General features: G+C 65.0%; 17 protein-coding genes and 1 pseudogene. 9 read left to right on the forward strand and 9 right to left on the reverse strand.

What is annotated here, in order from left to right; all coding sequences use genetic code 11:
* Positions 1 to 169 precede the first annotated feature (169 nt).
* The 5 genes and pseudogenes from pqqE to MF134_RS09175 all read right to left on the reverse strand — a co-directional run bounded on the left by pqqE (position 170) and on the right by MF134_RS09175 (position 3,816).
* Positions 170 to 1,306, reverse strand: a complete 1,137-nt coding sequence (gene pqqE, locus MF134_RS09155) for a pyrroloquinoline quinone biosynthesis protein PqqE (RefSeq protein WP_255339138.1) — start codon at positions 1,304 to 1,306, stop codon at positions 170 to 172.
* Between the two features lie 150 nt (positions 1,307 to 1,456).
* Positions 1,457 to 2,493 (reverse strand): annotated as a pseudogene (gene pqqC, locus MF134_RS09165) (pyrroloquinoline-quinone synthase PqqC).
* Entirely contained in the window at positions 2,490 to 3,404 is a 915-nt protein-coding gene (gene pqqB, locus MF134_RS09170) for a pyrroloquinoline quinone biosynthesis protein PqqB (RefSeq protein WP_255339337.1), read from the reverse strand. The pseudogene pqqC and the gene pqqB overlap by 4 nt, the downstream one beginning before the upstream one ends.
* 39 nt (positions 3,405 to 3,443) lie before the next feature.
* The gene (gene pqqA / locus MF134_RS24005; RefSeq protein WP_369695419.1) at positions 3,444 to 3,521 is read right to left on the reverse strand and encodes a pyrroloquinoline quinone precursor peptide PqqA; all 78 of its coding nucleotides are present in this window, start codon (positions 3,519 to 3,521) and stop codon (positions 3,444 to 3,446) included.
* A 169-nt stretch (positions 3,522 to 3,690) separates the two neighbouring features.
* Complete coding sequence (locus MF134_RS09175) at positions 3,691 to 3,816, reverse strand: hypothetical protein (protein WP_255339141.1); 126 nt, start codon at positions 3,814 to 3,816, stop codon at positions 3,691 to 3,693.
* A gap of 65 nt (positions 3,817 to 3,881) precedes the next feature.
* Between MF134_RS09175 and MF134_RS09180 the strand changes: the two genes are divergently transcribed.
* The 3 genes from MF134_RS09180 to MF134_RS09190 all read left to right on the forward strand — a co-directional run bounded on the left by MF134_RS09180 (position 3,882) and on the right by MF134_RS09190 (position 7,134).
* On the forward strand, positions 3,882 to 4,097 hold the full coding sequence (locus MF134_RS09180) for a hypothetical protein (RefSeq protein WP_255339142.1): 216 nt from the start codon (positions 3,882 to 3,884) through the stop codon (positions 4,095 to 4,097).
* A gap of 556 nt (positions 4,098 to 4,653) precedes the next feature.
* The gene (locus MF134_RS09185) at positions 4,654 to 5,655 is read left to right on the forward strand and encodes a 2-hydroxyacid dehydrogenase (protein WP_255339143.1); all 1,002 of its coding nucleotides are present in this window, start codon (positions 4,654 to 4,656) and stop codon (positions 5,653 to 5,655) included.
* Positions 5,656 to 5,658: 3 nt separating this feature from the next.
* Positions 5,659 to 7,134, forward strand: coding sequence for an L-lactate permease (locus MF134_RS09190; RefSeq protein ID WP_255339144.1), 1,476 nt, complete (start codon positions 5,659 to 5,661; stop codon positions 7,132 to 7,134).
* On the opposite strand, the gene MF134_RS09195 is transcribed toward MF134_RS09190, so the two are convergent.
* The 3 genes from MF134_RS09195 to MF134_RS09205 form a co-directional block, all read right to left on the reverse strand.
* Entirely contained in the window at positions 7,131 to 7,487 is a 357-nt protein-coding gene (locus MF134_RS09195) for a DUF779 domain-containing protein (RefSeq protein WP_255339145.1), read from the reverse strand. The genes MF134_RS09190 and MF134_RS09195 overlap by 4 nt on opposite strands.
* A gap of 127 nt (positions 7,488 to 7,614) precedes the next feature.
* A complete protein-coding gene (gene adh / locus MF134_RS09200; protein WP_255339146.1) occupies positions 7,615 to 9,132 on the reverse strand; it encodes an aldehyde dehydrogenase in 1,518 nt (505 codons plus the stop codon).
* Positions 9,133 to 9,270: 138 nt separating this feature from the next.
* Complete coding sequence (locus MF134_RS09205; protein WP_255339147.1) at positions 9,271 to 10,239, reverse strand: helix-turn-helix domain-containing protein; 969 nt, start codon at positions 10,237 to 10,239, stop codon at positions 9,271 to 9,273.
* 425 nt (positions 10,240 to 10,664) lie between these two features.
* Here MF134_RS09205 and MF134_RS09210 point away from each other — a divergent pair, with 425 nt between their 5' ends.
* From MF134_RS09210 to MF134_RS09225, 4 genes are read left to right on the forward strand one after another with little or no spacing between them, the layout of a single operon-like run.
* A complete protein-coding gene (locus MF134_RS09210) occupies positions 10,665 to 12,941 on the forward strand; it encodes an acyl-CoA dehydrogenase (protein WP_255339148.1) in 2,277 nt (758 codons plus the stop codon).
* A complete protein-coding gene (locus tag MF134_RS09215) occupies positions 12,938 to 14,227 on the forward strand; it encodes an acetyl-CoA C-acetyltransferase (RefSeq protein ID WP_255339149.1) in 1,290 nt (429 codons plus the stop codon). Before MF134_RS09210 ends, MF134_RS09215 begins: the two co-directional genes overlap by 4 nt.
* A gap of 58 nt (positions 14,228 to 14,285) precedes the next feature.
* Positions 14,286 to 16,388 carry a 3-hydroxyacyl-CoA dehydrogenase NAD-binding domain-containing protein gene (locus tag MF134_RS09220; protein ID WP_255339150.1) on the forward strand — a complete coding sequence of 701 codons (2,103 nt, stop codon included), beginning with the start codon at positions 14,286 to 14,288 and terminating at the stop codon, positions 16,386 to 16,388.
* Complete coding sequence (locus MF134_RS09225) at positions 16,388 to 18,232, forward strand: acetyl-CoA hydrolase/transferase C-terminal domain-containing protein (protein ID WP_255339151.1); 1,845 nt, start codon at positions 16,388 to 16,390, stop codon at positions 18,230 to 18,232. Before MF134_RS09220 ends, MF134_RS09225 begins: the two co-directional genes overlap by 1 nt.
* Before the next feature lie 59 nt (positions 18,233 to 18,291).
* Here MF134_RS09225 and MF134_RS09230 read toward each other — a convergent pair whose 3' ends face one another.
* Positions 18,292 to 19,134 carry a fumarylacetoacetate hydrolase family protein gene (locus MF134_RS09230; RefSeq protein ID WP_255339152.1) on the reverse strand — a complete coding sequence of 281 codons (843 nt, stop codon included), beginning with the start codon at positions 19,132 to 19,134 and terminating at the stop codon, positions 18,292 to 18,294.
* 131 nt (positions 19,135 to 19,265) lie between these two features.
* On the opposite strand from MF134_RS09230, the gene MF134_RS09235 reads away from it, so the two are divergent.
* Together MF134_RS09235 and MF134_RS09240 are read left to right on the forward strand one after the other, a co-directional pair.
* Positions 19,266 to 21,080: an acyl-CoA dehydrogenase gene (locus tag MF134_RS09235; protein WP_255339153.1), complete on the forward strand. Its 1,815-nt coding sequence runs from the start codon at positions 19,266 to 19,268 to the stop codon at positions 21,078 to 21,080.
* Positions 21,077 to 21,814, forward strand: coding sequence for a crotonase/enoyl-CoA hydratase family protein (locus MF134_RS09240; RefSeq protein WP_255339154.1), 738 nt, complete (start codon positions 21,077 to 21,079; stop codon positions 21,812 to 21,814). The genes MF134_RS09235 and MF134_RS09240 overlap by 4 nt, the downstream gene beginning before the upstream one ends.
* Positions 21,815 to 21,845: the final 31 nt, after the last annotated feature.

Genomic DNA, 21,845 nt, shown 5'->3' on the forward strand with positions numbered 1-21,845 from the left:
AATGAAGACGGCGCCATCTCACGCTTCGTCATCCTCGGGCGCCGTCCCGAGGATCCAGAAAGCCTTTAAACTCAGATGCTTGCGAGGCATCCCTGGATGCTCGGGACGGAGCCTGAGCATGACGGCCATTTCTGTTTCGCTGCCATTTTCTGCGTTCCGTGAACTTGACCTACCCCGCCCGAAACCCGCGATAGGTCGCCGGACCCGGCTCGGCCACCGCCGACTCCATCGTCGCCATCTCGCCGACCTTGTCGTGCAGCGGTGACTTGATGCAGACGGGGTCGGTGTTGGCGGCGTCGCCGGTGAGCGCCAGGGCCTGGCAGCGGCAGCCGCCATAGTCGATGTGCTTGCGCTCGCAGGAGCGGCAGGGCTCCTTCATCCAGTCGGTGCCGCGATAGGCCTCGAAGGCGGGGCCCTCGTACCAGGTCTCCGAGAGGGAGTGGTCGCGCACGTTCCAGAATTCCAGATGCTCGATCGTCTCGGCGGCGTGGCAGGGCAGGACCTTGCCGGCCGGCGTGACGCTTAAGGTCCGCGTGCCCCAGCCACCATTGCAGAGCTTCGGATAGCGGGCGTAATAGTCCGGGAAGACCGCGTCGATGACGAGCGTGCCCTTGAGCTTCTCGCGGGCGGTCTCGACCTCCTCGATGGTCCGGTCGACATCCTCGCGGTTGGGCATGAGTTGCGCCCTGTTCTTCAACGCCCAGCCGTAATATTGGGTGTGGGCGATCTCCAGCCGCTTGGCGCCGAATTCGACCGCCTTTTCGATCATGTCCGGCACCTGATGGATGTTCATCCGGTGGATGACCGCGTTGAGCGTCAGCGGCACGCCGCGTGTCACGACGGCGCGGGCGAAGGCCTGCTTCTTGTCGAAGGCACCCCTGGTGCCGCCCACGAGTTCGGTGATGCCGGAGTCGGCACCCTGCATGGAAAGCTGGATATGGTCGCAGCCCGCCTCGATCAGCGCGTCGAGCTTCTCTTCATTGACGCCGAGGCCCGAGGTGATGAGGTTGGTGTAGAGCCCGACCTCGGCCGCATGGCGCATCAGCTCGACGATGTCGCGGCGTGCCGTCGGTTCGCCGCCCGACATGTGCAGATGGATGACGCCGAGTTCGGCGGCTTCGGTGAACACCCGCTTCCACGTCTCGGTGTCGAGTTCGACGGATTTCGGGTCGAGCTGCAGCGGGTTCGAGCAATAGGTGCAGCGCAAGGGGCAGCGATGCGTCACCTCGGCGAGAAGGCCGAGGGGCGGCTGGGGAACCGGCTTGGCCTGGGCGGCCGGACGATCTTCGAGAAGGGTCTCGCTCATAGTGATCCGACTCCGAAATTGATGCCCGGGACCGCCGCTGCTCCATCAAAGGGAGCACGGTCGGCCGCGGGCCCCGTGTTTTCCTGTTCGGCGGAGTCGTCTGCGCTAGCATTCGGGCGCCTGGGCGCTGCCTGGCCCGAAATGTCGCGATCACTCCGCGATGGTCATCATCTGCTTGTCGCTGAGATCCAGGAGGAAGCTTTCCACATCCGGCCGGATCGTCGCTTCGTCAGCAGTGAAGATCTCGGTCAGTTGACCGAGTACGTCCTTGAACGTCGTCTTGCCGTCGACGCGCTTCAAGATCTCCGTCGAGACCTGATCGGCTTCGAAGATCCGTTCGGGCCCCAGAAGCACGAAGCGGCCGCGGGCCTTGTCCTCGCGAAACTTCACGCCGCGCGGCAGGCTCGGAACCGCATCGTCGGCGATCCGGCTCATGCCGCCTCGCGACCGGTTTCCGCGACGCCGGGCCGCCAGACATCCGGCGGCGTCAGCGCCGGGTCGACGTAGGAAAAGTGCAGCGCGTCGAGCTGTGCCCAGAGCACCTGACACTTGAACCGCAGCGCGTTCAGGACGGCCTGCTGCTGTTCGGGCGTGCGGGCGTTCTCGAGGCAGTATTCCAGGGCGAAGTCGCTGTCGCGCTTGGCCTGCACCGGTCGCTTGTCGAAATAGGCGAGCGTCTCCTTCGAGATGAAGGGATAGTGCTCCAGCATGCCCTTGGTGCGGATGCCGATGACGTTCGGCGAGAACAGTTCCGTCAGCGAGGAGGCCACGGCCTCGAGCAGCGTGCGCTCGCGCACGAAGTGGACATAAGCGTCCACGGCAAAGCGCGTGCCGGGCAGGATGCCCTCACCGGATTCCACATAGGCGCGATCGAGCCCGACGCCGTCCGTCAGCGCGATCCACTTCTCGATGCCGCCGCGCTCGGTCTCCGAGCCGTCATGGTCGATGATGCGCTGGCGCCATTCGCGGCGAAGCTCGACCGTGCCGAGACGGGCGAGGATGAAGGAATCCTTCACCGGGATGTTGGCCTGATAGTAGTAGCGGTTCAGCGCCCAGGCCTGGACCTGTGCCTTGTTCAGCTTGCCGTCCTGCAGGAGCTTCTGGAACGGATGCAAATGGTGATAGCGCTCCGCGCCGATCTTCCTCAGACCCGCTTCCAGTTCCTCTTTCGTCATCATCTCCGTCATAGCGCAATTTCCATCCCGTCATGGGTCACCGCCCAGCCGGCGGCTTCCACCGTTTTTCGTTCATCCGAACCCTCGATGAGAATGGGGTTCGTGTTGTTGATGTGGATATAGGCACGCTGGCCGATATCCAGGCCGTCGAAGGCGTCGAGACTGCCGCCTTCTCCGGAAATCGGCATGTGTCCCATGCGCCGCCCTGTCTTCGCCCCGACACCGGCTCGGCTCATCTCGTCATCCTCGAATACGGTGCCGTCGAAGAGGAGGGCATCGGCGCCGCGGACGCGTTCCTTCAGAGGGGCCGGAACATGGGCGCAGCCGGGAATGTAATAGGCGGTCTTGCCGTGGGCCGAGAGCCGGACCCCCACAGTCATTTCGCTCTCTTCTCCGACATCGACCTCGCCCTTTTCCATGAAGAGCGGGACCTTGCCGGGAACGGAGAAGATCTCGACGTCGAGACCCGGCAGCGGCGAAAAGGATGTGCCGATCGCGACCGGTTTCTTTTCCACGAACTCGGGGTCGAGCACCTGAAAGACCGGGCTTTCGGAGATCATGCCGAGCACGCCGGCTGTCCCGTAGAGCGGAAAGGCCTGCTTCTCGCGAAGCGTCAGGAGGCCGGCGATATGATCGACATCGCCATTGGTGACCAGCACGGCCGAGATCGGAGAAGCGCGACGGGTGTCGTCGGCGGCAACGGCGCCGGGCGAAAGGCGAGGCGAGCGCAGGATCTGGTCACGCAGATCGGGCGAGGCATTGAGAAGCAGCCAGTTGCGGCCATCGGCCGAAGCCGCGATCGAGGATTGCGAGCGTGCCTGGACCCGGTCGTCGCCGGACCAGTAGAGCCGGCAAACATCGCACAAGCAATTCCACTGAGGATAACCGCCGCCGGCGGCAGAGCCCAAAACAAAAAGCCGCAGGCGGTTGTCCCGCCCGCGGCCATTTTCATGCATCGTCAATTAGAACTCGACGGGCATGTAGCCGTTGATTTCCATCGCGACGCAAACTTCCGTAACAACCGGCTTGTTCCAGGCCATAGTGTTTCTCCTTGGTGCGTGCCGAGCGTAGAATCGACCTCATGTCGATGTTTTTCTCGGCTCTTACGATTTTCACTAGATAGCAGATCAACCCGGTCGCGAAAACCGAAGAACGCCCAGATCGGGAAGATCGGGAAGACTTCCCATCCCTATGGAAAAAGTTCCCGGTTCACTGCGGCGGAAGTCCCGCAGCGGCGCCTTCCTTCAGGGCGAAACGTGCACCGAGGCCGCCGATATCTGCGCGTCGGCTAGCAAAAAAAGCCTCGATCCCCGCTTTGGTTTCGACTGATTTCATTTCCGGCCATTATTCCGCCGCGGATATTCGTGTATAACCGTCAGGCCATCAAGGAGGACGAGGACATGATGGAATTTCCTGCGATCAGAATGCACCTGCCGCAGTCGCTCGGCGTGCTTGCGGCTTCGAAGCCCCGGCAGCCGCGGCTGACGGACGATTGCATGACCGGCGAGCCGAGCCTGGAGGAGTTGCTCGAGGAGCCGATCGTGCAGATGCTCATGGCGCGCGACCGCGTCGATCCCACAGTCCTTGAAGAGCTTCTGACCGAGCGGTTCGCCTAGGCATCGTCGACGAACCGGCTTCACAAATCGGGCGGACCTGATTCAGGGCCGCCTTTCAAGGCCGTTCGGACACCGGGCGATCCGACCGATCAAAGATGCCCGGTGTGAGACGCGCCAACCGAGCCGCTGGTCGGGCCGGGTCTCTGCAGACCACTGGCAGTACATGATCGCCTCGCCAACCGTTCCAGCCGTCTCCGACTGAATGCTCTGATGCGGTAGCTAGCCGCAAAAGCTCGGTCAAAGGCGCGGCAACTTTCCTATCAAGGTCTACCCCCGACCGGACCATTGATCCCCTCCGGCTATAGCCTGGCAAGGGGCGCTTGCGGCACCGCAAATACGCCGCAAAAAATCAGCCGATCTGAGGGGCCAACCCTCCAAACGAGCACGTCGACGAATATGTCAGATGCCTTGGAGACGGGCAGGGAGGTCGGGCGTTGCGGTCGCCATCTCCACAAGCCGGGCGAATTCGTACAATTCGTCGGACCGCTTTCGGTGACGGTCTCGCACTGACAAAGGACGTCTCAGGTTCGAAACCAAGCTCGAGGTGCAGAACTTCATGAAGGTCGCAGTATTCAGCTCCAAGCCATACGACAGACGCTATCTTCTGGCTGCGAATGAGGGCGCTCACGAACTGGTCTTCTTCGAAATGCGTCTTTCCTTGGAAACCGCTGCGCTCGCGAAGGACTGCGAAGGGGTGTGCTCCTTCGTCAACGACGACCTCAACGCGGATGTGGTGGCAGAGCTGTCGCGTCAGGGCGTGCGGTTTATCGCACTCCGTTCGGCCGGCTTCAACCACGTCGACCTTCGGGCGGCCGCCTCCGCCGGCATTGCCGTCGCACGGGTCCCGGCCTACTCGCCCCACGCCGTGGCCGAGCACACGGTCGCCCTGATCCTGACGCTCAACAGGAAATTGCATCGGGCCTATAATCGCGTGCGTGAGGGAAACTTCGCGCTCGACGGGCTGCTGGGGTTCGATCTCAACGGAAAGACGATCGGAATCGTCGGCACCGGCAAGATCGGTGAGATCGTGGCGCGCATCCTGCACGGCTTCGGCTGCACGTTGCTGGCGTTCGATCCGAACGAGAACCCCACCTGCAGGGAACTGGGCGTGCGCTATGTGGAACTCGACACGCTGCTGGGCGAAAGCGACGTGATCACGCTGCAATGTCCGTTGACGCCGCGGACCCACCATCTGATCGACCGGGCGGCCATCGGCAGGATGAAGCCGGGTGTCATGCTGATCAACACCAGCCGTGGTGCCGTCGTCGACACGTCTGCGCTGATCGCCGGGCTCAAGTCCGGTACGATCGGCAGCGTCGGGCTCGATGTCTACACGGAAGAAGCGGATCTGTTCTTCGAGGATCTGTCGCAGACCTTCATCCAGGACGACGTCTTTGCCCGGCTCCTGACCTTTCCAAACGTGCTCATCACCGGTCACCAGGCATTCTTCACGCATGAGGCACTGACGGCGATCGCCAGGACCACCCTTGCCAATATCTCGGCCTTCGAGCGTGACGGCGCTCCGGTCCATTCCGTACCGATGCCCGGCGGGAGCTGAGCCGTGACCGCTCTGTTGGCGTCCGCGCCGCTGGGTGCCATCCTGCTTGGCATGGTCGTCCTGCGGCGCTCGGCCGTGGTGTCGGGAACCGTCGGCCTCGCGCTCGCACTCGTTCTGGCGTTGACCGTATTCCGGCCCACGAACAGCGCCGTCGCCTCCCTGCTTGGCGGTGTGGGCGCCGAGGCGGTGCACGCGACCGCGACCATTCTTTGGATCATCTTCCCCGCCCTGGCTCTCTACGAGTTCCAGAAGGCCTCCGGAGCGATCCTGCGCATCCGCGACATGCTCGCCTCGTTGACGGACAATCGCCGTCTTCAGGCGATCCTGATTGCCTGGTTCTTCGGACTTTTCATGGAAGGGGCGGCAGGTTTCGGAACGCCAGTGGCCTTGGCGGCGCCGCTTCTCGTCGGGTTGGGATACACGCCCGTCCGCGCGGTGGTGCTGGCGCTGCTCGGCCATGCGGCGGGCGTATCCTTCGGCGCGGTCGGGACACCGGCGCTGGCGCAGGTGGAGTTGTCCGGGCTGGACGGGCAGGCGATCGCTCTCAGGACCGCGGCGCTTCATGCCGTTTGCGGCCCCGTCTTGCTGTTTTCCATGGTGCGGCTGGCAGCCGATGCGCCGTTTACCAGGGGCGATGTCGTCTGGACGCTATCTGCGGCCGCTTGCTTTCTGCTTCCCTCGCTGCTGTTGGCAGGCTTCATCGGTCCGGAATTGCCAACGCTCGGCGGGGCGCTCATTGGCGCGGCGCTCTTCATCGCCCTCCTGCGCCCGGGAAAGCGCTTTGCGGGAGGCGCCTGGGACAAGCTGCTGGCGGATCTCGCGCCCTACATCCTGATCCTGGCTTTCGTTCTTGTGACACGCCTGGTCCCGCCCGTTCAGGACGCCCTGCAAGGCGTGAGGGTGGGCTGGGAAATGGACGGCGGCTTCTCGGGCTGGTTTCAGCCGCTGTATCACCCGGGAACGCTGCTCCTTCTCGGCCTTGTCTTGGGATCCGTCTTGACCGGCCGCGCTGCGCTGCTGCGGGAGGCGATCGGGGCCGCGTTGCGTCGTCTGTCTCCGGTCGCGTTGGCTCTTCTCGTCATGCTGGCGCTGTCCCGGCTCATGGTCCATGCCGGCATGATCAACCTCCTCGCCACGGCCGCCTCCGGGGCGGGCACCGCATGGCCCTTCGTCGCCCCGCTGGTGGGTGTTCTGGGAACGTTCATCACCGGATCCGCAACCGCGTCGAACATCTTGTTCACCCAGCTACAGACAACCACGGCCAGCAGCCTCGCTCTGCCGCCAACCCTTTTAGTCGCTGCGCAGGGCTTCGGCGCGGCCATCGGCAACGTCGTGGCCCCGCACAACATCATCGCCGGAAGCGCCACTGTCGGTCTTTCGGGACGGGAGGGGGAGATCCTGACACGCACCGTGTTGCCGTGCCTGATCTATACGGTTTGCGGAGGGGCTGCCGTATTTCTCGCCCTTCGCCTCATCTAGTCCGCCTGGACCGCGCAGACCCTTGATCGGGTCAGGAAGCGCCTCTCCCGCCCGTTGTCGAGGGAGAACATCCCGCCGCGGCCGGGCACCACGTCGATGATGAGATCGGTGTGCTTCCAGGCTTCGAATTGCGACGCGCCGATATAGACGGGCGTGTCGCCCAGACGGCCAAGCAGGACGTCGCTGTCGCCGACGAGGAAATCCCCGCGCGGATAGCACATGGGCGAGGAGCCGTCGCAACAGCCGCCGGACTGGTGGAAGAGGACGGGGCCATGGTCGGCGATGATTTCGTCCAGGAGCTTCAGCGCTTCGGCGGTTGCCGAGACCTTTCCGAGACCCGGATTATCACTCATGGCGCTCCCTCTGCCATCAGATACCCCGAGGGGCGCGACGGGGGCCGCCGCGCCGCTCTTGAGACCCGATCAGGTCAATTGATGGGCCACGGCGATCGGGGCCGATCGCCGCAATCCGTTCGTCCGATCAGAAGAAGCCGAGCTTCTTCGGGCTGTAGCTGACCAGCATGTTCTTGGTCTGCTGGTAGTGGTCGAGCATCTGCTTGTGGTTCTCGCGGCCGATGCCGGACTGCTTGTAGCCGCCGAAGGCCGCGTGGGCCGGATAGGCGTGGTAGCAGTTGGTCCAGACGCGCCCAGCCTGGATGCCCCGGCCGAAGCGATAGGCGCGCATGCCGTCGCGGGTCCACACGCCGGCGCCGAGGCCGTAGAGTGTGTCGTTGGCGATCGACAGCGCCTCCTCGTCGTCCTTGAAGGTGGTGACGGAGACGACCGGGCCGAAGATCTCCTCCTGGAAGATCCGCATCTTGTTGTGACCCTTGAAAACCGTCGGCTTGACGTAGTAGCCGCCGGCGAGCTCGCCGGAGAGTTCCGCCCGACCGCCGCCGGTGAGGCATTCGGCCCCCTCCTGCTTGCCGATGTCGATATAGGAGAGGATCTTCTCCAACTGCTCGGACGAGGCCTGCGCGCCGATCATCGTCGCGGGATCGAGCGGGTCGCCCTGGCCGATCTCTTCGACGCGCTTCAGCGCCTTTTCCATGAAGCGGTCGTAGATAGACTCATGGATCAGCGCGCGGCTCGGGCAGGTGCAGACCTCGCCCTGATTCAGCGCGAACATGACGAAGCCCTCGATCGCCTTGTCGAAGAAGTCGTCGTCCTCGGCCGCGACGTCGGCAAAGAAGATGTTCGGCGACTTGCCGCCGAGCTCCAGCGTGACCGGGATCAGGTTCTGGCTGGCATATTGCATGATCAGCCGGCCCGTCGTCGTCTCGCCGGTGAAGGCGATCTTGGCGATGCGCGGGCTGGAAGCCAGCGGCTTGCCGGCCTCGACCCCGAAGCCGTTGACCACGTTCACGACGCCCGCCGGCAGGATGTCGGCGATGAGGTCGATCAGCACGTGGATCGAGGCGGGGGTCTGTTCGGCCGGCTTCAGGACGACGCAATTGCCGGCGGCGAGCGCCGGAGCAAGCTTCCAGACCGCCATCAGGATCGGGAAGTTCCACGGGATGATCTGGCCGACGACGCCGAGCGGCTCGTGGAAGTGATAAGCGACCGTGTCGTGGTCGATCTCCGAGATCGAGCCTTCCTGGGCGCGGATGACGCCGGCGAAATATCGGAAATGGTCGATGGCGAGCGGAATGTCGGCGGCCGTCGTCTCGCGGATCGGCTTGCCGTTGTCCCAGGTCTCGGCAAGCGCCAGCGTCTGGAGGTTCTCCTCCATGCGATCGGCGATCCGGTTCAGAAGAAGCGCGCGTTCGGCCGGCGAGGTGCGGCCCCAGGCGTCCTTGGCCTTGTGGGCGGCGTCGAGCGCCAGTTCGACATCGGCGGCTTCCGAGCGCGCGATCTCGCAAAGCACCCGGCCGTTCACCGGCGAGGTGTTTTCGAAATACCGGCCCGATTTCGACGCGACCCGCTCGCCGCCAATGAAATTGTCATAGCGCGGCGCGAAGGGCACGTTCGCCGAGCGGAAAAACTCAACCTTGTTCATGACTGCCTCCCGAGATCACCACCGCGTCATGCGGTGTGTCGATCCTTGATGGCGATCGGGACCGGGCGTGTCATCGGGGGGCGGGGGAGGGCGGTTCCGCCCTGTCTCAGAACTGCGACGTTCGCGGCGATGAAACCGTCATCGCGCCGCCTTGATGCCGTATCGGGCGAGCTTGCGATAGAGCGTCGCGCGGGAGACACCGAGGTCGCGGGCGGCGGCGGTGACGTTGCCGTCGGCCCTGACCAGGGCGCGTTCGAGGACCGAGCGTTCGGCCTCCTTGAGGTCGAGGGAGGGGTCGGAATGCTGGCCGAAGAGATCGGCGGCCGGCAGCGGCCGCGTGAAGGGCTCGGCCCCCAGGCCGAAGATCTGCCGGGCCGAGCGGGTGGCGCCGATCACGAGGTCGTCCTTGTCGATGGCAAACAGGGCGCAGGGCGCCTTGTTGTTCGTCGGTGCGACGACGATGCGGGCCTTGGGATAAGCGAGACGGAAATGCTCGGCCTCGATCTTGCGGGCCGCGTCACCGACGGCCATGGCGATCAGATTGACGAAGCCTTCGGTCAGGTCGGCGCGGCAGGAGGAGACGTCGAGCGCCGCGGCGAGCCGGCCCTCATGGTCGAAAATCGGCGCGGTCGTGCAGGAAAGCGCCGTGTTGCGGGTGTGGAAATGCTGGTCGCGATGGATGGTCAGCGAGCGCCGTTCGACGAGACACGTCCCGATGCCGTTCGTGCCTTCGCTCTCCTCGCTCCAGACCGTCCCGAGCCACAGCCCCCAGTCCCGGAACGTTTCGTCGTCGGCGTCGGCCCCGCGGCGCTCGACGGGAACGCCATCGCGATCGGCCAGCAGGACGCAGCAGCCGATGCCGCCGACCGCCAGATAGAGCCTGTCGAGGCTCGCCTGGGCGGCGTGGATCAGCGCGCCAGAGCGCTCGCGCGCCAGACTGAGCTCCATGTCGCTCAGACGATGTGGCGGCTTGTGTTCGGCCGGGTCGAGATGGTGCAGGGCCGCCGACCGCTGCCAAGAGGCCACGAGGGCGGATTTCGCCGCGCCATGCGATTCGATGGCCGACTGAATCCTGTCGGCATGCTCGGCCACGACATTTGTGCTCAATTTCCGCCTCCCGAACCATCGACCGCACGCTCCCGAGGCGTCTTCTGCGCCTTCCGTGCGGTTGGGGATGGCCGGGGCCGGCATCGATCGCGGGGCGGCTGGAAGCCGCACGTGACGGATCGCATATGGACTGCGACCACCCGACGCTACGATAGCGCAACTTCGCAGCCGGGAAAATGATCGAGATCATGCCATATAAGAAGACCTCGGGCGATCGGCAGACAGGCCCGCTCTCGAAATGCCGGGGAGGGCATGCACGGCGTTGCCGCAGGCCGTTGCCGATCTCTCAACCGTGATGGCGGAATCGATCCGACAGTCCGAAGTCATTTTGACGTTTACGTAAAAGTCCGATATTATTTCGGACAAATGGCAACCGGCAGGGCGGCGTCCTCATTGCCCCCATGCCAGCGCGAGACGGAGCTCCCATGTCTTTCCGCAAGAACAAGCTCACCCGCCCGATCTTCAAATGGGCCAAGGGCGTCATGCCCGCGATCTCGAAGACGGAAGAAGAGGCGATCAGCGCCGGCACCGTCTGGTGGGACGGCGAATTGTTCTCCGGCGACCCGGACTGGAACAAGCTGCTGGCGACGCCCCCGGCGCGGCTCTCTCCGGAAGAGCAGGCCTTCATGGACGGGCCGGTCAACGAATTGTGCGGCATGATCGACGAATGGAAGATCATGTCCCAGGATCGCGACCTGCCGCCGGAAGTCTGGCAGTTCCTGCGCGAGAAGAAGTTCTTCGGCATGATCATCCCGAAGGAGTTCGGCGGGCTCGGCTTCTCCAACACGGCCCATTCGGAAATCGTGCGCAAGGTCTCGTCGACCTCGGTCGTGGCGGGCGTGACCGTCATGGTGCCGAACTCGCTCGGGCCGGGCGAACTCATGCTGCATTTCGGCACGAAGGAGCAGCAGGACTACTGGCTGCCGCGCCTCGCCGACGGGCGCGAAATTCCCTGCTTCGGCCTGACCTCGCCGGATGCGGGCTCGGACGCCGCTGCAATGACCGATACCGGTGTCGTCGAGTATGGCGAGCATGAGGGCAAGCGCGTTCTCGGCATCAGACTGAACTTCCACAAGCGCTACATCACGCTCGGCCCGGTCGCGACCGTCATGGGCCTCGCTTTCAAGATGTTCGATCCCGAGAACCATCTCGGCAAGGGCGAGAATCTCGGCATCACCGTTGCGCTCCTGCCGACCTCGACGCCGGGCGTGAGCCACGGGGAGCGGCACATCCCGCTCAACACCTATTTCATGAACGGTCCGCTGACCGGCGAGGACGTCTTCATCCCGCTCGAATGGATTCTCGGCGGGCCCGAGCAGATCGGCCAGGGCTGGACCATGCTGATGACGGCGCTAGCCGCGGGCCGTTCCATCTCGCTGCCGTCCCAGTCGGCCGCGGCTGCGGCCTACTGTGCCCGCACCACCGGCGCCTATGCTCGGGTCCGCACGCAGTTCGGCGTGCCGATCGGCATGTTCGAGGGCATCCAGCAGCCGCTCGCGGACATCGCGGCCAACGCCTATCTGATCGACGCCGCGCGACGGCTGACCGTGGCGGCCCTTGATCAGGGTCACAAGCCCTCCGTCCTCTCCGCCATCATGAAGGCGCACGCCACCTACCGGATGCGTGAAAGCGTCGAGCGCGCCATGGACATCCACGGCGGCAAGGCGATCATCGAGGGCGAGAAGAACTACATGGCGCATATGTACCGCTCGGTGCCGATCGGCATCACGGTGGAAGGCGCCAATATCCTGACCCGCAATCTGATGATCTTCGGCCAGGGCGCGATCCGGGCCCATCCCTTCATGCTGAAGGAGATGCTGGCCCTGTCCGACGAGGACAAGGAGCGCGGACTGGCCGATTTCGACAAGCACTTCTGGGCCCATGTCGGCCATTCCATGAAGAATGCCTGGCGCACCTTCGCGCGCGGCTGGACAGGTGGTCTTGCGGCGCCCGCGCCGAAGGATGCCGCCTTTACCGGTCACTGGCGCCAGCTGTCGCGCTATGCGGCCGCCTTCGCGCTGCTTGCCGACCTGTCGCTCCTGACGCTCGGCGGTGCGCTGAAGCGCAAGGAGATGCTCTCGGCGCGTCTCGGCGACATCCTGTCCGAGCTCTATCTTCTCGGCGCTGTCCTCAAGCGCTTCGAAGTGGAAGGTCGGCCCGAGGCCGATCGGCCGCTGATCGAGTTCATCATGGAGAAGGGCTATTGCCGGCTCGGCATCGCTTTCAACGGCGTGCTCGACAATCTGCCGGCCCGCTGGGCGGCGGTGCTGGTGCGCTTCCTCGCCTTCCCGCTCGGCGTGCCCTATGAGGAGCCGTCGGACGAACTGACCAGCGAAGTCGCGGCGATCATGATGCGCCCGTCCTCGCAGCGCGACCGGATCACGCCGGACATCTATCTGGGCGACCGTCACGCCGAGCATCCGGTCAAGGATCTGGAGCACGCGTTCGAACTCGTCTGCGACGCGGCGCCCATCGAGAAGAAGATGCGCGAGGCGAAAATCAAGGACCCTATCGCCGCCCGCGAGAAGGGCGTGATTTCCGAAGCCGAGTTCGATCGCCTCGAAAAGGTGAAGGCGGCCGTCGCCAAGGTGGTTGCCGTCGACGCCTATGCGGCCGATATCGTCTCCCCGATCGCCGGGCAGCATGACCAGCCCTATGAGCCCGGCGGACAACCCATGCATTCGCGCGAGGCTGCCGAGTGACTTCAGCAAGACCCGTCTATCTCGTCGACGGCGCCCGCACGCCTTTCATCAAGGCGCGCGGGCGGCCCGGACCTTTCACACCAGTGGATCTGGCGGTCCAGTGCGGGCGTCCGCTGCTTCTGCGGCAGGACTTCCCGACCGAGGCGATCGATCTCGTCGTGCTTGGCTGCGTCAACGTCATCGCCGACGAGATGAACCCCGCCCGGGTCGCAGCGCTGCGGCTTGGGATCTCCGATGAGGTTCCGGCCTTTACGGTGCAGATCAATTGCGGCTCCGGCATGCAGTCTCTCGATACAGCGTTCCGCTACATCGAGCGCGGCACGCATGAGATCGTTCTTGCCGGCGGGGCCGAGGCGCTCAGCCACTCGCCGCTGGTGCTGCGGCGGGGCGCCGTCGAATGGTTCGCGCGCCTGGCGCGGGCCAAGACGGCGGGTGACCGGGCCAAGGCCTTCACCCAGCTGAAGCCGAACTACTTCAAGCCAGTGATCGGCCTGGAACGTGGTCTCACCGACCCGATCACCGACCTCAACATGGGCCAGACGGCGGAAATCCTCGCCCATCTCTTCGACGTCTCCCGGCGCGACGCTGATGCCTACGCCGTCGAGAGCCATCGACGCCTCGGCGAGGCGACCGAGAAGGGCTGGCTGAAGAACGAGATGCCGCCGGCAGTCGCCCGCGACGGTCGCGCCTATGATCACGACGACGGCATCCGGCCGGGCACCACGGTCAAGGATCTCGCCAAGCTGAGGCCCGTCTTCGAACGGCCCTATGGCAAGGTGACGCCCGGCAACGCTTCGCAGATCACCGACGGCGCCTGCTGGAACGTTCTCGCTTCGGAAGAGGCGGTCGAGAAATACGGCCTGAAGCCGCTCGCACGCATCGTCGATTCCGACTGGGGCGGTCTTGACCCGTCGATCATGGGTCTCGGACCCGTGGCGTCGGTCGCGCCGATCCTGAAGCGCCAGGACATGGCGGTGGCGGATGTCGATCTCTGGGAGCTGAACGAGGCCTTTGCCGCGCAGGTGCTTTCCTGCGTCGCCGCGCTCGACCAGCCCGACGTCGCAGACGGTGTGCTCGGCCTTGAAGGCCGCGGCGGGCGGATCGACCACGACAAGCTGAACGTCGATGGCGGGGCGATCGCGCTCGGTCATCCGGTCGGCACATCCGGCAACCGCATCACGCTGCATCTCGCCAATACGCTGAAGCGTCTCGGCAAGACGCGTGGCATCGCCACTCAGTGTATCGGCGGCGGTCAGGGCGGCGCGATGCTGCTGGAAGCGGCCTGAGGCGCGGCCACTTTCGACGAACAAAACCACGGAACGCGAAAAGCGACGGACCAAGAACATGGGCAGGATGCTGAACGCGCTCTCCTCGCGCGCTCTCGAACTGGGGCCGGCACGCTCCGCCGAGACGACGGGCCATTTTCGGTCCGCGACCGACGACAACAACGTCGCTTGGCTGATCCTCGATCGGCAGGACAAATCGGTGAATACCGTCGATCGCAGCGTGCTGGAGGAACTCGCCAGCCATATCGAGCGTCTGGAGCGCGAGAAGCCGGCGGCGATCGTCATCCGCTCCGGCAAGAAGGCGGGGTTCGCGGCCGGCGCGGACATCAACCAGTTCGTCGGTGCCTCGAAGGAGGAGATCCGCTCGTCCCTTAAGGACGCACACCAGGTTCTTGACCGGCTCGCGGCGCTGAAGACGCGGACCGTTGCCGTCATCCACGGTCACTGCCTTGGCGCAGGACTGGAACTCGCACTCGCCTGTGATCGCCGGATTGCGGTCTCCGACGCGACGCTCGGCTTTCCCGAGGTCATGCTTGGCCTTCATCCAGGTCTTGGCGGCACGTTCCGCGCGCCCGCCGTCGCCGATCCGATCGAGGCGATGACGATGATGCTGACCGGCCGTTCGATGCCGGCAAAGCGTGCGAAGTCCATCGGTCTCGTCGACGCGGTTGTCGAGGAGCGGCATGTGGCGTCCGCCGTCGAAGCGGCGTTCTATGGCGACATCCGCCCGAAGTCCCATTCCATGGCCGGCAAGGCCATGGGGTTCAAGCCGGCGAGGCAGGTTGCCGCGCGCACCATGCGCAAAAAGACCGCCGAGAAGGCCGCGCCTGAAAACTACCCGGCTCCCTACAAGCTGATCGACCTCTGGGAAGCCCATGGCGGCGACGAAAAGGCGATGCAGGCGGCCGAGATCGACAGTTTCGCCGAACTGATCGAGACGCCCACCTCGAAGAATCTGGTCCGGGTCTTCTTCCTGCGCGAGAAGATGAAGGGCCTGAAGGACGGTTCGTCCGGCGTGAAGCACCTGCATGTGGTCGGTGCCGGCGCCATGGGCGGTGAAATCGCCGCCTGGGCGGCCGGCCAGGGCTTCCGGGTAACCCTCGGCGATATCCAGCTTGCGCCGATCGGCAAGGCGATTGCGAGCGCCTCTAAGATGTTGGAACGGGCCTTGAAGGACCCCTTGAAGGTTCGCGACGCTCTCGACCGCCTGATCCCTGACCCGGACGGGAACGGCATTGCCCACGCCGACCTCGTCATCGAGGCCGCGCCTGAGAAGATCGACCTCAAGCACAAGATCTATGCGGACATCGAGCCGAAGCTGAAGGAAGGGGCGCTGCTGGCGACGAACACGTCGGCCCTGCCGCTCGCTGATCTGGCGTCCGGGTTGAAGGACCCGTCGCGCTTCGTCGGGCTGCACTTCTTCAATCCCGTCTCGCGCATGCAGCTCGTCGAGATCGTCCGGCACGACCGGATCAGTTCCGAGACCGAGCGCCGTGCCACGGCGTTTGCGGCCGAAATCTCCCGGCTTCCCGCGCCGCTCAATTCCGCGCCCGGCTTCCTCGTCAATCGCGCTTTGACGCCGTACATGGCCGAGGCGCTGAAGCTCGTCGACGAGGGCATTCCGAAGGAGCGGATCGACAAGCGGGCCGAGGATTTTGGCATGCCCATGGGCCCGATCGAGCTTTCCGATCAGGTCGGGCTCGACATCGCCCTCGACGTCGCAACCTCGCTACGAGAGCGGCTGGGAACCGACACACTGCCCGAGGCGCCGGCCTGGCTGACGCGCATGGTCGAGGAGAAGCGTCTGGGTCGCAAGACCGGGGCGGGGCTCTACGATTATGACGACGACGGCAAGCCGAAGAAGCGGGACGTCAAGGCGCTGCCGGACGATTCCAAGGACGATCCGGACCTGCTCGACCGGCTGATCCTGCCCATGCTCAATGCCGTCGTTGCCTGCCTCGCCGAAGGCGTGATCGAGGACCAAGAGGTCACCGACGGCGCGATGATCTTCGGCACCGGCTTCGCGCCCTTCCGCGGCGGCCCGGTGCACTATGCTCGCGAGCGCGGTGTGGACGGCATCGTCGCGCGCATGAACGAGCTCGCCAAGAAGCATGGGCCCCGCTTCCGGCCCCACGAAGGCTGGTCGCGGCTCAAGGGTTGATGACGCGCCGTTTCGAGGATGCCGACGCGGTCGCACAGGCGATCGTCGAGCGAGTGGGGCACAAGATCGTCCTTGCTCTGCCGTTGGGGCTGGGCAAGGGCAATCACGTCGCCAACGCGCTGTTCCGCCTTGCGAAGGCGAACACCGACATCGACCTCAAGATCTTCACCGCCCTGTCGCTCGATCCGCCCTCGGGCGGCGACAATCTGGCCGGGCGCTTCGCCGGGCCGCTTGCCGAACGCCTCTATGACGGCGTCACCCGGCTCGACTATGTCGAGGCTCGCAAGCGCAATGCCCTGCCGCCCAATGTTCGGGTCGTAGAGTTCTTCCTGCAGGCCGGCGCGCTGATCGGCAATCGCACGGCGCAAATGGATTACATCTCGGCGAACTATACCCACGCTGCCCGCTATCTTCTGGAGAGCGGGGTCAACGTGATCGCCCAGATGGTCTCGCCTTCGTCCGATCGCTCTGAGTTCTCGCTCGCCTCCAACACCGACATGACGCTGGATCTGTTGTCCGAAATCGCGGCGCGGCGGCAGACGGCGGAGCCGGCTCTCCTCGTCGGTGAAGCCAACGTCAATCTGCCCTTCATGACCGGCGCTGCGGCACTGCCCGCCGACCATTTCGATATGATCCTGGAAGGGGAGAGCGTCGAGCATTCCCGGCTGTTCTCGATTCCCAAGCAGCCGATTTCCACCACCGAACATGCGATCGGCCTCCATTGCGCCGGCCTGGTCAAGGATGGCGGAACCATCCAGATCGGCATCGGCGGACTGGGCAATGCGATCGCCAATGCGCTCATCCTGCGCCACCGTGATCCGGAGACGTTTCGCGCGTGCCTCGGGGCGCTTGGCAACTGGCCGGGGACGATCGCGCCGCAGACCGGGTCCTTCGAGGAAGGCCTCTACGGCCTGTCGGAAATGTTCGTCGACCCGCTTTTGCAGCTCTTCGAGGCCGGCATCCTGAAGCGCCCCGCCTCCGACGGGAAGATCCTGCATGGCGGTTTCTTCATCGGGCCGGAATCCTTCTATGAGCGGCTGCGGGAGATGGACGAGGCCGAGCGCGATCGCTTGTCCATGCGCGAGATATCCTTCATCAACGATCTGCCCAAGGCCGATGCGCTGCGCCATGCCGCCGACCGGCGCGACGCCCGCTTCTTCAATTCCGCGATGATCGCCACCGCGCTCGGCACCATCTGCTCCGATCAACTCGACAGCGGCCAGGTCGTCTCCGGCGTCGGCGGTCAGTACAATTTCGTGGCCCAGGCTTTCGAACTCGACGGCGCGCGCTCGGTCCTGTCGCTCCCGGCGACGCGCAATGGCGGCGCGCAGTCGAACATTCGCTGGTCCTACGGCCACACGACGGTGCCACGCCATCTGAAGGACCTCGTCGTCACCGAATATGGCATCGCCGATCTGCGGGGACGCACGGATCGCGACACGGTGGCCGCAATGATCGGCATTGCCGACCGCTCCGCCCAGGGCGGTCTGATCGACAAGGCGGTCGCCGCTGGTAAGCTCGAGAAGGGTTTCGCGCCGCAAGGAGACAATCGCCCCGAACGGCTCAAGCAAGCGCTCGCGCCCTTCGCCGAACGGCTTCCCGCCTATCCGTTCGGGACTGATCTGACCGAGGAGGAACAGATCCTCGCGCCGGCGCTCGGAAAGCTGAAAACGGTCCGGAACGACCGCTTGGCGCTGGCGAAGCTCGCCGCGAAGGGACTGTTTGCCACACCGACGGATCGTGAAGAGCGCGCCCTGCGCCGCATGCGCCTGATGGAGCCGAAATCGCTGAAGGAGCGGGGATTGCGGGCGATCCTGCTCCAGGCACTGCGGGCGACGGGATGAAAGCGATGCCGGGCCCCGTCATCATCACTGCCGATACGATCTCACGAACCGACCGCCGGTCAGAGCGAAACGCAGGTGCTTTCCTGCTCGCCGAGCATGGTGCCGCCCAGGCGGATACGATCGCCGGGTTTCAGGAAGCGCGGCGGATCGTAGGAGAGGCCGACACCGGCGGGCGTGCCGGTGAGGATCACGTCGCCGGGCTCGAGCCGCATGAAGCGCGAGATGTAGGAGATCAGATAGGGCACCTTGAAGATCATGTCCCTTGTGGTCCCGATCTGCTGGCGCGTGCGGTTGACGTCGAGCCACAACTCGATGGAGTCGAGGTCGGGCAATTCGTCCGGCGTGACCAGATAGGGGCCGAGCGGACAGAAGGTGTCGTGGGACTTGCCCTTGGTCCACTGGCCGCCACGCTGAAGCTGGAAGCTGCGCTCGGAGATGTCGTTGGCGAGGCAGTAGCCAGCGACGGACCGCTCAGCCTCCTCGATGCTGATATATTTTGCGACGCGACCGATGACGACGGCGAGTTCCACGCCCCAGTCGACGCGCCCGGCAAGCCTCGGGATCTCGATCGGGTCGTTCGGCCCACAGACGGCGGTGGATGCCTTCAGGAAGATGGTGGGCTCGGGATTGACGCGGAAGCCGGCGAGCTTGGCGCTGTCATGGTAGTTGGGGCCGACGCCGACCACCTTGCCGATGCGGTCGACCGGTTTGCACAGGCGCGTCCCTTCGGCCACCACGGGCAGGCCCGCGGGGTCGATCGCGGCCAACGCGGCCAGACGGTCCGGGTCGAGTGCGGCGCCTTCGAGGGCCGTTACGTGGTCGGAGAGATCCCTTATCCTACCCTCGGCATCGACGAGCCCGGGTTTCTCCCTGCCCCGATCGCCGTACCGAACAAGCCGCATCGAAATCTCCTTCAGCGTTTTGGGCTGGAATGGCGAAACGGCCCGCCCGGTTCCTCGCCTTTGCCCGACTATCGGATAAAGCTCGGCCAAAACGCGCCGCCAAGAACGTTCCCATCCATGGAGGAAACCCCATGCCGCAACCGCCGGTGAAGGACATTGCATTCACCCTGAAGACGATAGCCGGTCTGGACGCGGCGATCGACGAGGGCTTGTTTCCCGAACTGACACCCGACCTCGTGGATGCCGTCCTCGAGGAGGCGGCGCGCTTTGCGAGCGAGCGCATGGCGCCACTCGACGCGATCGGTGATGCAGAGGGCGCGCGGATCGAAAACGGCGTGGTCACGACGCCCACGGGCTGGCGGGACCTCTACCAGGACTGGATCGCTGGCGGCTGGAACGCCCTCGCCGGCCCGGCGGACCACGGAGGTCAGGAACTGCCGACGGCGTTGTCCGCTGCCGTCTTCGAGATGTGGAACCACGCCTCCATCGCCTTCACCCTGGCGCCGCTGCTGACGGTGGGTGCCGTCGAGGCGCTGACGGTGCACGGATCCGAGCAACTGAAGGCAGCCTATCTCGAAAAGCTTGTGACCGGCGAGTGGACGGGCACGATGAATCTGACCGAGCCGCAGGCCGGATCCGACCTCGCGGCACTTCGCACCCGCGCCGAACGAGCCGGTGACGGCAGCTACCGCATCTTCGGCCAGAAGATCTACATCACTTATGGCGAGCACGACATGGCCGATAACATCGTCCATCTCGTCCTCGCCAGGCTTCCCGATGCGCCGGCCGGGGTGAAGGGGATCTCGCTCTTCCTCGTGCCGAAATTCCTGCCCGAGGAGAGCGGCGCGCCCGGCCGCCGCAACGACGTCGTTTGCCATTCGATCGAACACAAGCTCGGCATTCACGGCTCTCCCACCTGCACGATGCTTTTCGGCGAGGGAGTGGGCGAGACCGGCGAGGCCGGCGCTGTCGGCTATCTGGTGGGCGAGGAAAACCGCGGTCTCGCCTGCATGTTCACGATGATGAACAATGCCCGCCTTCTGGTCGGTATCGAAGGCGTCGGCGTTGCCGATGCGGCCTATGAGAAGGCGCTCGCCTATGCCCGTGAGCGCCGCCAGGGCCGCGCGACGCGGCTCGCACCATCCGCCGAGAAGTCGGGGAGCATGAGCCCGATCGTCGCGCATCCGGACGTGGCGCGCATGCTCTTGACGATGAAGGGCATGACTGACGCCGCCCGTGCCATCGCCTATAGCTGCGCCATCGCCATCGATCGGGCGAAGGCCTATGCCGGCAGGGATGCGGACAAGGCTCGGACGTGGCAGGAGCGGGCGAACCTCCTGACGCCCGTCGCCAAGGCGTTTTCGAGCGATATGGCGGTGGAGGTCGCGTCCATCGGAATCCAGGTCCATGGCGGCATGGGCTTCGTCGAGGAGACCGGGGCGGCGAAGCTGCTGCGCGATGCGCGCATCACGCCGATCTACGAAGGCACCAACGGCATCCAGGCGATCGATCTCGTGGTCCGAAAGATCACCCAGTCTGGCGGCGAAACGACCCGCGCGCTGTTCGCGGAATGGGATGAGACGGTCGCGGAACTTTCCCGCCGCAACGCTCCGGAATTTGGCGATGCAGCCCCGCAATTGCAGGCCGCCATGGCCGATCTGCGCGAGGCGACCGAGCATCTGCTGTCGGAACTGCGGGAGGGCCGGAACGAAGCGGCCCTTTCGGGCGCGACGCCCTATCTCAAGCTCTTTGGCCTCGCTGCCGGAGGTGCGCTCCTTGCCAAGGGCGCGTTGGCGGATGGCGCCGGCCACGAGCGGATCGCGCTGATGCGGTATTTCGCAGAGAACCTTACCGTCGAGACCGGCGGTTTGAAGCGCAAGGTGATGTCGGGCGCGGCGAGCCTTGCCGCTGCTCACGACATCCTGCTGTCGGAGATGGCGCGATGAGTGGCCTGGTTGCGGTGACCGCCGAGGGCGGTGTCGTCACGATCCGGATGAACCGTCCCGAGAAGAAGAACGCGATCAATCGGGCGATGTATCGCGAGATGAAGGAAGCGCTCGAAGCCGCGGCGCAGGATGACGCAGTCCGCGCCATCGTGTTCGCGGGCGTTCCGGGCGCGTTCTGTGCCGGCAACGACATCGCCGATTTCATGGCGATCGCCGAGGGTGGTTCGCTGCCTGGCGAGGTGCGCGACTTTCTCCTCCTCGTGGCGCAATATCCCAAGCCACTCGTCGCGGCGCTGGACGGGCTTGCGATCGGCATCGGCACGACCCTCCTCATGCATTGCGATCTGGCTTATGCCACCCCGAATTCGGTGTTTCGCACGCCTTTCCTTGATCTCGGCGTGACGCCTGAGGCTGCTTCCAGCCTGATCGCGCCGCGGATGATGGGCGACCAGCGCGCCTTCGCGCTGCTGGTTCTGGGCGAGGCTTTCGACGCGCAGAGCGCGCGCGAAGCCGGACTGATCTACAAGGTGAGCGAGGATTGCGAGGCGGCGGCAATGGAGGCGGCGCGCGCCCTTGCCAAGAAGCCGCCCGAGGCCCTGAGCATTGCTCGCGAACTGGTTCGTGGACCGCGTACCGACGTTGTGGCGACGATCGACCGGGAGCTCGAGATCTTCTCAGAGCGTCTGCGCTCGAAAGAGGCACGCGCCGCATTCGCGGCTTTTCTCTCCCGGTAGACGTCTCGTCATCACCGTTGAAAAGGGCAGG

Source organism: Jiella marina, assembly GCF_024359545.1.
In the GTDB taxonomy this organism is placed as follows: Bacteria; Pseudomonadota; Alphaproteobacteria; order Rhizobiales; family Rhizobiaceae; genus Jiella.